The following is a 12,176-nucleotide window of genomic DNA, read 5'->3' on the forward strand; positions in this document are numbered from 1 at the left end:
CACCACCATGCAAAGACGACAGTTTCTTGCCGCCCTCGGCGCTGGCCTGCTCACCGTGCAGCTACCCGGCCTGGCCTACGCCATCGACCCGGCAGGCTACCAGCGCCTGCTGGTGCTGGTGGAGCTGAAAGGCGGCAACGACGGGCTCAATACCGTCATTCCCTACTCCAGCCCCGACTACACCCGGCTGCGGCCAACCCTGGCCATTGCCCGCGAACAGGTGCTGCAGCTGGACGAGCAACGCGGCCTGCACCCGGCGCTGGCGCCGCTGCTGCCACTGTGGCAAGCCGGCCAGCTAGCCATCGTGCAGGGCGTGGGCTACCCCGAGCCCAACCTGTCGCACTTCCGCTCTATCGACATCTGGGACACCGCCAGCAATAGCACGCAAACGCTCAGCAGCGGCTGGCTGACCCGGCTGCTGCAGCAATATCCGGCCGGCGACGCCTTCGCCAGCGACGGCCTGATTCTGGGTAGCCAGACGCTGGGCCCGCTAGCCGGTGGCGCCCGCGCCGTGGTGCTGCGCAACGCGGCCGACTTTGCACGCCAGGCAAGGCTGGCCCAGGCAGCAGCCCGCCAGAGCGGCAGCAGTGCGCTGGCCCACGTGCTGAAAGTGGAAGCCGACATCCGCCGCGCCGCCAGCGATATTGGCAAAATGCCCCCCGCCCAGCAGGCCATGGGCAGCATGCAAGACCCGGGCCGCATCCCGGATGCCCCCGGCAATTTCGGCCGTGCCGTGCAGACCCTGCTGGAAACCCTGGCTGGCGGCAGCCAGGTGGTGGTGGCACGGCTGACGCTGACCGGCTTTGACACCCACGCCGGGCAAACCGGCACCCAGCAACGGCTGCTGGGCGAGCTGGCAGAAGGGTTGGCCGCACTGCAGGCAGGCCTGGCGGCGCAAGGGCGCTGGGACGACACGCTGGTGATGAGCTATGCCGAGTTTGGCCGCCGCCCGCGTGAAAACGGCAACCAGGGCACCGACCACGGCACGGCCAACAGCCACTTTGTGCTGGGTGGCCGCGTCGCAGGCGGCTTCTACGGCCAGGCGCCGCAACTGGCCGGCATCAGCGATGGCAACCTGCCCTACGCAGTGGATTTTCGCCAACTGTACGCCACGGTATGCGAAACCTGGTGGGGCAAACCCTCGGCTGGGGTATTAGGCGGGCGCTTTAAACCATTGCCTTTGCTGCGCGGCTAATATGCTCGCCGCTGGCCACCCGTCATCACCGGGCCATGGCCAGCGCTTCGGCTAAAAAAACACCCCGCCTGGCGTACAAGCGGGGTGGATCGTGCCGCGCGGGCAGACATCAAACCTTGGGCAGAATGCCCATGCCTTGCAACAGGGGCAGCTCGCCCTGCAGAAAGTGCTGCGCCAGGCCCTGCAGGTGGGCGAGCTGGGCGTCGTCGCTTTCCAGCATCTTGCCCTCGTGCACCACGCGCTCGCGGTTGTGCTGCAGCAGCGCGTGCACGTAGCGCGCCAGGCTATCTGCCGTGCGCTCGCCCGCCAGATATTGCTGGATAAACAACTGGCTAAAGCGCGATAGCGGCACGCCGCCGCCGCTTTGCGGGCTGGCCAGCGCCGCAATACGCGCACTGTGCTGCGCCAGCTGCACAATGTGCTGGTTCAGCCGGGCGGCAGCCTGGCCGTCGGTGGGGGGCTGCTCAGGCAGTGGCAGCAGCATGCGCGCGCCCACCAGCACACGTATCACCTCTACCAATTGGCTGCGCTGCATGGCAGGGCCCAGCAGCTGCCGGGCCAGCTCGCCCAGCGTGTGCGGCTGGCCATCGCCCAGCGCATCCAGCACCGGCTCGTACAGCGCAGGGGTGAGGGTGATGGTGCCACGCGGCAAGGCCAGCTTCATTTTTACCTGGTCGCGCGGCACCGCCAGCGCCACGCGCAAGCTCGCCCATTGCGCCTGCTGTTCGGCCGGTGCCAGCCTGCGGGCGCCTTTTATCCAGTAATCGCGGCGAAATTGCTGGTTCTGAATGTAGTCACGCACGGTTTCGCGAAACAGCGGGTCACTGATATCGTCCAGCAGTGCTTGCTGCGCCGGCGTAAAGTGCAGCACCGGCACCTGGTCCAGCGTGCTGGCCTGGCAGGCATAGGACAGCTTGGCCGGGGCAAGCGCGGCGGCCAGGTCGGCAAAGTACATGGGCTCCCAGTCACGATTGAAGTATTCATGCGCCAGATAGTGCGGGTCTTGCTTGGCAATGGTGCCCAGCCTGTCTTTTACCCGGCTATCGGACAGCGCACGCGGCTCTGCGGCCAACAGCTGCTGGCTGAAATCCAGCGCGGCTTTCACCTGCGCCTCGACACCGGCACCGGGGGCGCTCATGCGCTCGGCGTGGCTGGCAAACAGTTTGCGCAGCGGGGTAAATGCCGCCCATCCCGGCAGCGTGTTGTAGCTGATGTACAGCACGCCGCCCACACGCAGCTTGCGGCGTACAAAGTCGACGATCAGGGCGCGGTTGTCGGCCGAGATCCAGCTCCAGATACCGTGCAGGCCGATAAAGTCGAACGCTGGCAGGTCGTCGCGGGTGCAAAACTCGGCAAAGGACTCGTCACTGAGCACGGCACCGCTGCCACTGGCGGCGGCCAGTGCTTGCGCAAAGACGGCGTGCTGCGGGTTGAAATCGTTGGCGTACCATTGCAGGCTGCCGCCGGCGGCGTGCAGGTTGACGCTGATGCCCTGGCCAAAACCCAGCTCGCAGGCGGTATGCCAGGCCGGCAGCGCATAACCGGCATCCTGCAGCACAAAGCGCGCGTAGTAAGGGTTCAGCTCGCTGTAATAACCGTAGGTGTAATCCACATCCGTGACATAACCGGCAGACCAGGACATAAGGCGCTCCCCTTTGCAGTAATCCGTAACCGTTTAAGCCACCATAGCGCATGGGCCCGGCTACCGCAGCAATCAGCAACCCTATTTGCCCCTGTGGTTTGGCTATCGGCAGCGGCGCGACACCTTGGCGCAGTAGCTGGCCACACGGCTGCAGCCATAGTTACAATTTAGCTATTGAATTATTTAAATCAATTTAACTTTTAAATCACAATGCAGCATGATGGCGTTAACCCATCACACAGCAGGAGCCAGCACATGAAACGCCTCTTCCAGCACCGCATCCACCTGGACGAAATATGGGCCAACCTGGTGTGGCTGCAATAAACCCGCCTGCCACCCCCGCTCTACCTGCCTGCATGCAAAAATTTTGCATGCAGGGGCTTGCCAAAGCGGGCGGGCTTGTCTAATATTCGCGTCCTACGCCGGTGTAGCTCAGTTGGTAGAGCAGCTGACTTGTAATCAGAAGGTCGAGGGTTCGACTCCTTTCTCCGGCACCAAGCATTTAGGCCCCTGTCGCAAGACAGGGGCCTTTTGCCTTTTCGGCTACCGCCCAGCCAACGCACGCGCTGTCAGCTGTCAGCTGTCACATTGTCATGGTAATGTCGCGCAAATCCTTTTTGCCCGCACACCATGAACAAACGCACCGCCCGCCCCGCCGGCACGCCGCTATGGCTGCAGATCGAAGCCACCCTCAGCCAGGAAATCCTGTCCCGCACTCTCAGCGGCCGGCTGCCCAATGAAACCGCGCTGGCCGAACGCTTTGCCGTGAACCGCCACACCGTGCGCCAGGCCATCCAGCACCTGCAAGACAAAGGCCTGGTGCGCATAGAACGCGGCCGCGGCACCTTTGTACAAGAAGAAATCATTGCCTACCGCCTGGGCAAAAGCAGCCGCTTTTCCCACAGCCTTAGCGACCAGCACCTGGTGAGCGACGTAGACATCCAGTCCTGCCATTTCGAGCCCGCCAGCGACGCCGTGGCGCGGATGCTGGCCGTGCCCGCCGGTAGCCAGGTGCTGCGGGTAGAGGCGCTGGACCTGGCCGATGGGAAGCCGGTCAGCGTCTGTACCCAATACTTTCCCCTGCCGCGTTTCGATGGCTTTATCGAGCACTACCGCCAGAGCCGCAGCACCAGCGAAGCCTTTGCCCGCCTGGGCATCGCCAGCTTTCGCCGCAGCCTGAGCCGCATCAGCGCCCGCCTGCCGCGCCCCGAGGTAGCCGCCGCGCTGGGCCAGGGCAAGCAGCAGCCGGTGCTGTACGTGGAAAGCGTGTACACCGACAGCGCCGGCACGCCTATCGAGTACGGCATCACCCGCTTTGGCGGTGACAGCGTGCAGGTAGAAATCACCCCCGACAGCCTGTAAGCCGCAGCTGGCCGCCACCGTGCCATCGCAACAGCGTGTAGCATAAAGCCACACAAATTCATCTAGACATCTAGATGTAAATAGCCTGTAACGTTGGCCGCGTACAGTGCGCCTTGTCTCCTAACCCGACACAAGGCGCACGACATGCACACCCTCCGCACCCTGCTGGCCGCCGTGCTGGCCACCACCAGCCTGGCCGCCCTGGCCGATACCACCCTGACCGTATACACCGCACTGGAAGCCGACCAGCTGAAGGCCTACCAGCAAAAGTTCGAGCAGGAATACCCGGACGTGAAGCTGCGCTGGGTACGCGACTCCACCGGCATCATTACCGCCAAGCTCTTGGCCGAAAAAGCCAACCCGCAAGCCGACGTGGTGATGGGCGTGGCCGCGTCTTCGCTGCTGGTGCTGGAAAAGGAAGGCATGCTGCAGCCGTACGCCCCCAAGAACCTGGGCAAACTCGGCAAAGCCTACGTGGATGACAGCAACCCGCCAGCCTGGGTAGGCATGGATGTCTGGGGCGCCGCCATCTGCTTTAACACCGTAGAAGCCGCCAAGCAGGGCCTGAAAAAACCGGAAAGCTGGAAAGACCTGCTGAAGCCGGAATACAAGGGCAAGATCGTGATGCCAAACCCGGCCTCCAGCGGCACCGGCTATTTTGATGTCACCGCCTGGCTCACGCTGTTTGGCGAAAAAGAAGGCTGGTCCTATATGGACAAGCTGCACCAGAACATAGCGCAGTACACCCACTCCGGCTCCAAGCCGTGCAAACAGGCCGCTGCCGGCGAGTTCCCTATCGGCATCTCATTTGAATACCGCGCAGCCAAGCTGAAAGACGGCGGTGCGCCGATTGACCTGGTCTTCCCCAAAGAAGGCCTGGGCTGGGATGTCGAAGCCACCGCCATCCTGAAAGGCACGCGCAACCTGGCCGCCGCCCGCAGCCTGGCCGACTGGTCTGCTTCCCAATCGGCCAACGAGCTGTACGAGAAAAACTTTGCCATCGTGGCCATGCCAGGCATTGCCAAGGCCAACCCGCACATCCCTGCCGACTACGAAAAACGCCTGGTGAAACAAGACCTGCGCTGGTCTGCGGCCAACCGTGACCGCATTCTGGCCGAATGGACCCGCCGCTACGACAACAAATCCGAGCCGAAATAAGCCCCCCCCATGCGGCGGGCCCGCCCCGCCGCCGGAGTACCCCATGCCCCGCACCCCGCTTACCTGTCTGGACGATATCGCCCGCCTGCTGGCCGGCAGTGGCACCCGCCTGTACGGCGGCGAAGCCATCAGCCAGCTGCAACACGCCCTGCAAAGCGCCCACGCAGCCGAACAAGCGGGGGCCAGCGCGGCGCTGATTACCGCCGCCCTACTGCACGACCTGGGCCACCTGGTGTGCGAGCAAGGCGACGACGATATCGCCAACGGCATCAACGACCACCACGAAGCGGTAGCCGTACACAGGCTGCAACACCTGTTTGCGGACGAGGTATTACAGCCCATTGCCCTGCACGTGGCCGCCAAACGCTATTTGTGCGCCGTGCAGCCCGGCTACCACGCCGCGCTGTCGCCGGCTTCGCAAGCCTCGCTGGCACTGCAAGGCGGCGTGATGAGCGCTGCCGCCTGCCAGCGCTTTGCCGCCCGCCCGTGGGCAGCCGACGCGGTGTTATTGCGCCACTGCGACGACCTGGCCAAAGACCCTGCCGCCAGCCCGCCGCCACTGGCGCACTACCTGGCTATTGCGGCCAACGTTCTGAAAGCCACACCATGAAGCTCGACCCCACCACCCTGCTACACAAAGCGCCACCCACCGACGGTGCCGCCCCCCGCCCCTACCTGACCCTGGCCGGCATCAGCAAACGCTTTGGCCAACAGCAGGTACTGAGCCAGCTGGACCTCACCATCGGCAAGGGCGAGTTCGTCTGCCTGCTGGGGCCATCCGGCTGCGGCAAGACCACGCTGCTGCGCCAGATCGCCGGGCTGGATGTACCCGATAGCGGCCAGATCGTCATGGATGGCCGCGACATCACCCTGCTGCCACCGGCGCAGCGCGACTACGGCATTGTGTTCCAGAGCTACGCGCTGTTTCCCAACCTGACCGTGGCCGACAACATCGCCTACGGCCTGGGCGGTGCCCGCCGCGACAAACAACACCGCGTCGCCGAGCTGCTGGCGCTGATCGGCCTGGACGAGATCGCCGGCAAATACCCGGCGCAGCTGTCCGGCGGCCAGCAGCAGCGCGTGGCACTGGCGCGTGCGCTGGCCACCTCGCCCAGCCTGCTGTTGCTGGACGAGCCGCTGTCGGCGCTAGACGCCCGCGTGCGCGAACACCTGCGCCGCGAGATCCGCAGCCTGCAGCAAAAGCTGGGCATTACCACCATCATGGTCACGCACGACCAGGAAGAAGCGCTCACCATGGCCGACCGCGTGGTGGTGATGAACGGCGGGCGCATCGAGCAGTGCGCCACGCCGTTTACGCTGTACCGCGAGCCGGCCACGCGCTTTGTGGCCAGCTTTGTCGGCCAGGGCAACTGGTTGGCCGCACGCAGCCGCAGCACCCAGCACGCCACGCTGGGCGATGTATCCCTGCTGCTGCCCGCGCCGCACGGCACCGCGGCAGGCAGTGCGCTAACCCTGTTCATCCGCCCGGAAGACCTGGTGCTGCACCCGCGCTGGCCGGCCACGCCGGACGCGGTACTGGCCGACATCACCAAGCTGGAGCTGCTGGGCCCCATCTACCGCGTGAGCCTGCACGTACCAGCCTGGGGTGCGGCCAACGTGGTGGCCGACATCACGCACGCCCAGCTGGCACAGCTGGATATCAGCCCGCAACAGCGCGTACCGGTGTCGCTGAACGCCGCACGGCTACGCGTGTTTGCCGGCAAGGAGACCCAGCATGACTAGCCTGAGCACACCGCGCCGCCTGGCCGCCAGCCGCGACGAAACCCAGGCCGGCGCGCTGCTGTGGCTGCTGCTGACCCTGCTGGTGGTGGCCGTATTGCTGCCGCTGGCCGCCATCCTGGGCCAGGCCATGCTGGCCGGTGACGGCAGCTTTGCCGGCCTGGCACCGCTGCGCGACACGCTGGCGCAGCCGGGGCTGGCGCGTGCAGCGGGCGGCAGCCTGCAGGTGGCACTGGCCACCACCGCCCTGGTGCTGCCGCTGGCCTACGGCTACGCCGCCGCACTCACCCGCGTCGCCCTGCCTGGGCGTGCGCTGTTCCGCCTGCTGGCCCTGCTGCCACTGCTGGCGCCATCGCTGCTGCCGGGTATTTCGCTGGTGTACCTGTTTGGCCACCAGGGCCTGCTGAAAAGCTGGTTTGCCGACGGCAGCATCTACGGCTTTGCCGGCATCGTGCTGGGCGAGGCGTTTTATACCTTTCCGCACGCGCTGATGATTCTGCTCACCGCGCTGGCGGTGGGCGACGCCAGGCTATACGAAGCAGCGCGCACACTGGGCGCCGGCCCGCTGCGCCGCTTTGCCACCATTACCCTGCCCGCCACGCGCTACGGCCTGGTGTCGGCCGCCATGGTGGTGTTTACCCTGGTGGTCACCGACTTTGGCGTGGCCAAAGTGATAGGCGGCCAGTACCCGGTGCTGGCGGTAGAGGCGTACAAACAGGTCATCGGCCAGCAGAACTTCCCGCGCGGCGCGGTGATCGGCTTGCTGTTGCTGCTGCCGGCGCTGCTGTCGTTTGCCGTGGACCGCTGGCTGCAACGGCGCCAGGGCACCCAGGTCTCGGCGCGCGCACAGCCGCTGCAGCCGCTGCGCCAGCCACTGGTGCGCCTGCTGGCGCTGCTGTACTGCAGTGCGGTGGGGGGGGCGCTGCTGGTGCTGCTGGGTACCGCCATCGCGGCGGCCTTCATACAACAGTGGCCCTACCAGCTCAGCTTGACGCTGCAGCATTTCGACTTTGACCTGGTAGACGGCGGCGGCTGGCTGGCGTTTGCCAACAGCCTGAAGCTGGCGCTGTATACCGCGCTGGCTGGCACGGTACTGGTGTTTCTGGGCGCCTGGGGCAGCAGCAAGCTACGCACCGCCGGCACGGCAGGGCAGCTGCTGCACGCGCTGGCCATGCTGCCCATGGCGGTGCCGGGGCTGGTGCTGGGGCTGGGCTATATCTTTTTCTTCAACCATGCGGCCAACCCGCTGCACGGCCTGTACGGCACGCTGGCGATACTGGTGCTGTGCTCGGTGGCGCACTTTTACACCACTGCCCACATGACGGCGCGCACGGCGCTGGCGCAGCTGGATGGCGATTTCGAGCCGGTAGCCGCCTCGCTGAAAGTACCGCTGTGGTACACGCTGTGGCGCGTCACCCTGCCCACCTGCCTGCCGGCGGTGCTGGATATTGCCCGCTACTTTTTTGTATCGGCCATGACCACCGTATCGGCGGTGATCTTTCTGTACACGCCAGACACCGTGCTGGCGGCGGTAGCGGTGCTGAACATGGACGACGCCGGCGATACCGCCGCCGCCGCGGCCATGGCCACGCTGATCGTGGCCAGCAGCGGCGCCGCCTGCCTGCTGTTTGCCCTGCTCTCGCACTGCTTGCTGGCGCGTAGCCAGCGCTGGCCGCAGCCGCTGTAAACCCTGCCTCACCGGGCTGCGGCCCGGTTTTTCTGACCCCGCAAAGACATCTAGACAAGCAAGGAAACACCATGCGCGAACCGATACTGCTGACCCCCGGCCCGCTCACCACCAGCCTGGCCACCAAAACCGCCATGCTCACCGACTGGGGCTCGTGGGATAGCCGCTTCAACCAGCTGACCGCCAGCGTCTGCCACGACCTGCTGGCCATTGCCGGCGGCCTGGGCAGCCACGTGTGCGTACCGCTGCAAGGCTCCGGCACCTTTGCCGTCGAAGCCGCCGTGGCCAACCTGGTACCGCGCGGCGGCAAATTGCTGGTGCTGGCCGGTGGCGCCTACGGCCGCCGGATGGCCGACATTGCCCGCTATCTGGGGCGCGAACACAGCCTGTACACCACTGCCGACGACACCCCGCCGGACGCCGCCACCCTGGCCATGCTGCTGCACGACGACCCGGCTATTACCCATGTAGGCCTGGTGCACTGCGAAACCAGCACCGGCATGCTGAACCCGCTGGCCGAGCTGGCCGCCGTGGTACACGCCGCCGGCCGCCGCCTGATTGTGGACGCCATGTCCAGCTTTGGCGCACTGCCCATCGACGTGGCCGCGCTGCACATCGACGCGCTGGTCGCCAGCAGCAACAAATGCCTGGAAGGCGTGCCCGGCATGGGCTTTGTCATCGTCAACCAGGCCAGCCTGGCCGCCAGCCGTGGCAACAGCCACTCGCTGTCGCTCGACCTGGCGGCGCAGCACGACTACCTGCAAGCCACCGGCCAGTGGCGCTTTACCCCGCCCACGCATGTGGTTGCCGCGCTGCGTGCCGCACTGGACCAATACCTGGCCGAAGGCGGCCAGCCGGCACGCCTGGCGCGCTATGCGGCCAACGCGGCGCAGCTGCAGCGCACCCTGGGCGAAGCCGGGCTGGCGCTGTTTCTGCCCCCCGCGCTACAGGCCCCCATCATTCTGACCTTCCACGCGCCGGCGCACCCGGACTACCGCTTTGCCACCTTGTACCAAGCGGTGCGCGAACAGGGCTTTGTGCTGTACCCCGGCAAGCTCACCCACCAGGAAACCTTCCGCGTGGGCTGCATCGGCGCCATCGACCAAGCCGAAGTCGGCCAGGCCTGCCACGTCATCATTTCCACCCTGCGCCAGCTCGGCTGGCTTGCCTGAGGAACACACCATGCACACTTACCAACACCTTGAAGCCGTGATTTTCGACTGGGCCGGTACCGTCGTGGATTTCGGTTCCTTTGCCCCCACCCAGGTATTGCTCGACGTCTTCGAGCGCATCGGCGTACCAGTCAGTATGGCCGAAGCCCGCGTACCGATGGGCCTGGCCAAGTGGGACCACATCCAGGCGCTGGGCCGCCTGCCGGGCGTAGCCGAGCGCTGGCAGGCACGCTTTGGCCGGGCCATGCAGGATAGCGACGTGGACGCGCTGTACGCCCAGTTCATGCCGCTGCAGGTGGCACGCGTGGGCGAATACTCCGCGCCCATCCCCGGCGCCATTGCCACAGTAGACAGCCTACGCGCACGCGGCCTGAAAATCGGCAGCTGCTCCGGCTACCCGCGCGTAGTGATGGACCAGCTGCTGCCACTGGCCGCCGCCGCTGGCTACGCACCGGACCACACCGTGGCTACCGACGACCTGCCCGCCGGCGGCCGCCCCGGCCCGTGGATGGTGCTGGACAATGTGCTAGCACTGGGCGTGGGCGATGTGCGCCACTGCGTGAAGGTAGACGACACCGTGCCGGGCATTGCCGAAGGCCTGCGTGCCGGCATGTGGACGGTAGGGTTGGCCGCCAGCGGCAACGCCGTGGGGCTAACCGCCGATGAGTGGGCAGCACTGAGCCCGGCGCAGCAGGCCGAGTACCGCGCCCCGGCCGAGGCGCAGCTGCGCGCTGCCGGCGCGCACTACGTGGTGGATACCCTCGTCGAGCTACCTGCGGTGCTGGACGCCATCGAGGTACGCCTGGCCAATGGGGAACGCCCGTGAGCCAGCAAGCCTTCTGGCTACAACAGGCGCTGGCGGCCGAAGGCCAGCCGCCGCCGCTAGCGCTGCAGGGCGAGCTGCTGGCCGACGTGTGCATTGTGGGCGGTGGTTTCACCGGCCTGTGGACCGCCATCATGACGCAGCAAGCGCAGCCGCACTGGCGCATCGTGGTGCTGGAAAAAGACCTGTGCGGCAGCGGCGCATCGGGGCGCAACGGTGGCTGCATGCTGACCTGGAGCACCAAATACCTGTCGCTGTGCCAGCTGTACGGCGCCGAGGAAGCCGGCCGCCTGGTGGCCGCCTCGGAACAAGCCGTATACGACATCGACCGCTTCTGCCGCCAGCACGGCATCGATGCCGGCATACGGCTAGGCGGCGCCGTGTACGCTGCCAGCAGCGCCGCCCAAGCGGGCGCGCTGGATGGCGTACTGGCCGCACTGGACAAGGTTGGCCGCAACCGCTGGCAGCCGCTAGGCGCCGCCGCCACCGTGGCGCAGGGTGGCAGCGCTCAGCTGCAGCACGGGGTGTACAGCCCGGCAGCGGGCAGCCTGCAGCCGGCGCTGCTGGTACGCGGCCTGCTGCGCGTGGCGCGCGCCATGGGCATCCGCGTGTACGAACACAGCGCCATGACCACCCTGCAAGAAGGCGAGCAGGTGCGGGTGCATACCGCGCAGGGCTGCGTACAGGCACGGCAGGCGGTGATGGCGCTAAACGCCGCCATGCCGCGCCGCTTTGGCCAGCTGGCCGACAGCGTGGTGCTGGTATCGTCCGACATGGTCATTACCGAACCCGCGCCCGAGCTGATGCGGCAGCTGGGGCTGGACCGTGGCCAGGCCGTGTGCGACCTGCGCACCTTTGTGCACTACTGGCGCAGCACGCCGGATGGGCGGCTGATGCTGGGCAAAGGCGGCAACCGCATTGCCTGGGGCAACCGCCTGCACGCTTACTTTGACCAGCCCAGCGCCTACCGCGGCCAACTACAGGCGGCCATCGCGCGCTTTTTCCCGGCGCTGGCCGGGGTGCCGCTGGCGCAAAGCTGGACCGGCGCGTCCGACCGCTCGGCCACCGGCCTGCCCTTCTTTGGCGTGCTGCCCGGCTACCGGCGGGTGTTTTACGGCATGGGGTATTCCGGCAATGGCGTGGTGCAGTGCCACCTGGGCGGGCAGCTGCTGAGCAGCCTGCTGCTGGGGCAGGACAATGCCTGGACGCGCAGCCCGCTGGCGCAGGGGCCGTTGGCACAGTTTCCGCCCGAGCCGCTACGCTGGCCCGGTGCCATGCTGGTGCGCCAGGCCATACGCAGCGTAGAGGCCGCACAGGACGCCGGGCGGCACCCGGCCTGGCTGGCCACGCGGCTGGCGGCACTGGCCAGCATGGCCGGCAAGGCTGACCGTTAGCAA

At 66.5% G+C, this 12,176-nt stretch carries 10 protein-coding genes and 1 tRNA gene; 10 read left to right on the plus strand and 1 reads right to left on the minus strand.

What is annotated here, in order from left to right; translation table 11 throughout:
• Positions 1 to 7 precede the first annotated feature (7 nt).
• Positions 8 to 1,195 (plus strand): DUF1501 domain-containing protein, encoded by a 1,188-nt coding sequence (locus ACZ9XP_RS00285; protein WP_465187780.1) that lies wholly within the window; start codon positions 8 to 10, stop codon positions 1,193 to 1,195.
• A 109-nt stretch (positions 1,196 to 1,304) separates the two neighbouring features.
• Here the strand turns inward: ACZ9XP_RS00285 and ACZ9XP_RS00290 are convergent, their stop codons facing one another.
• Complete coding sequence (locus ACZ9XP_RS00290; RefSeq protein ID WP_465187781.1) at positions 1,305 to 2,837, minus strand: methyltransferase regulatory domain-containing protein; 1,533 nt, start codon at positions 2,835 to 2,837, stop codon at positions 1,305 to 1,307.
• Positions 2,838 to 3,258: 421 nt separating this feature from the next.
• On the opposite strand from ACZ9XP_RS00290, the gene ACZ9XP_RS00295 reads away from it, so the two are divergent.
• The 9 genes from ACZ9XP_RS00295 (at position 3,259) to ACZ9XP_RS00335 (ending at position 12,173) form a co-directional block, all read left to right on the plus strand.
• Positions 3,259 to 3,334 (plus strand) — tRNA-Thr (locus ACZ9XP_RS00295).
• A gap of 133 nt (positions 3,335 to 3,467) precedes the next feature.
• Positions 3,468 to 4,199 carry a phosphonate metabolism transcriptional regulator PhnF gene (gene phnF / locus ACZ9XP_RS00300; RefSeq protein ID WP_465187782.1) on the plus strand — a complete coding sequence of 244 codons (732 nt, stop codon included), beginning with the start codon at positions 3,468 to 3,470 and terminating at the stop codon, positions 4,197 to 4,199.
• A gap of 144 nt (positions 4,200 to 4,343) precedes the next feature.
• Positions 4,344 to 5,357 (plus strand): putative 2-aminoethylphosphonate ABC transporter substrate-binding protein, encoded by a 1,014-nt coding sequence (locus tag ACZ9XP_RS00305; protein WP_465187783.1) that lies wholly within the window; start codon positions 4,344 to 4,346, stop codon positions 5,355 to 5,357.
• Positions 5,358 to 5,400: 43 nt separating this feature from the next.
• Positions 5,401 to 5,967 (plus strand): phosphonate degradation HD-domain oxygenase, encoded by a 567-nt coding sequence (locus ACZ9XP_RS00310; protein WP_465187785.1) that lies wholly within the window; start codon positions 5,401 to 5,403, stop codon positions 5,965 to 5,967.
• On the plus strand, positions 5,964 to 7,100 hold the full coding sequence (locus ACZ9XP_RS00315) for a putative 2-aminoethylphosphonate ABC transporter ATP-binding protein (RefSeq protein WP_147684063.1): 1,137 nt from the start codon (positions 5,964 to 5,966) through the stop codon (positions 7,098 to 7,100). Before ACZ9XP_RS00310 ends, ACZ9XP_RS00315 begins: the two co-directional genes overlap by 4 nt.
• Positions 7,093 to 8,784 carry a putative 2-aminoethylphosphonate ABC transporter permease subunit gene (locus ACZ9XP_RS00320; protein WP_465187786.1) on the plus strand — a complete coding sequence of 564 codons (1,692 nt, stop codon included), beginning with the start codon at positions 7,093 to 7,095 and terminating at the stop codon, positions 8,782 to 8,784. The genes ACZ9XP_RS00315 and ACZ9XP_RS00320 overlap by 8 nt, the downstream gene beginning before the upstream one ends.
• A gap of 71 nt (positions 8,785 to 8,855) precedes the next feature.
• A complete protein-coding gene (locus ACZ9XP_RS00325) occupies positions 8,856 to 9,956 on the plus strand; it encodes a 2-aminoethylphosphonate--pyruvate transaminase (protein ID WP_465187787.1) in 1,101 nt (366 codons plus the stop codon).
• 10 nt (positions 9,957 to 9,966) lie between these two features.
• Complete coding sequence (gene phnX / locus ACZ9XP_RS00330) at positions 9,967 to 10,782, plus strand: phosphonoacetaldehyde hydrolase (protein WP_465187788.1); 816 nt, start codon at positions 9,967 to 9,969, stop codon at positions 10,780 to 10,782.
• Positions 10,779 to 12,173, plus strand: a complete 1,395-nt coding sequence (locus ACZ9XP_RS00335) for an FAD-dependent oxidoreductase (protein ID WP_465187789.1) — start codon at positions 10,779 to 10,781, stop codon at positions 12,171 to 12,173. Before phnX ends, ACZ9XP_RS00335 begins: the two co-directional genes overlap by 4 nt.
• Positions 12,174 to 12,176 lie beyond the last annotated feature (3 nt).

The sequence above is a fragment of the Vogesella perlucida genome (genome assembly GCF_979366545.1).

Coding starts and splice junctions, on each gene's coding strand:
- ACZ9XP_RS00305 (WP_465187783.1), top strand. CDS start 4,344: ATGCACACCCTCCGCACCCTGCTGGCCGCCGTGCTGGCCACCACCAGC.
- ACZ9XP_RS00320 (WP_465187786.1), top strand. CDS start 7,093: ATGACTAGCCTGAGCACACCGCGCCGCCTGGCCGCCAGCCGCGACGAA.
- ACZ9XP_RS00290 (WP_465187781.1), bottom strand. CDS start 2,837: ATGTCCTGGTCTGCCGGTTATGTCACGGATGTGGATTACACCTACGGT.
- ACZ9XP_RS00325 (WP_465187787.1), top strand. CDS start 8,856: ATGCGCGAACCGATACTGCTGACCCCCGGCCCGCTCACCACCAGCCTG.
- phnF (WP_465187782.1), top strand. CDS start 3,468: ATGAACAAACGCACCGCCCGCCCCGCCGGCACGCCGCTATGGCTGCAG.
- ACZ9XP_RS00315 (WP_147684063.1), top strand. CDS start 5,964: ATGAAGCTCGACCCCACCACCCTGCTACACAAAGCGCCACCCACCGAC.
- ACZ9XP_RS00310 (WP_465187785.1), top strand. CDS start 5,401: ATGCCCCGCACCCCGCTTACCTGTCTGGACGATATCGCCCGCCTGCTG.
- phnX (WP_465187788.1), top strand. CDS start 9,967: ATGCACACTTACCAACACCTTGAAGCCGTGATTTTCGACTGGGCCGGT.
- ACZ9XP_RS00285 (WP_465187780.1), top strand. CDS start 8: ATGCAAAGACGACAGTTTCTTGCCGCCCTCGGCGCTGGCCTGCTCACC.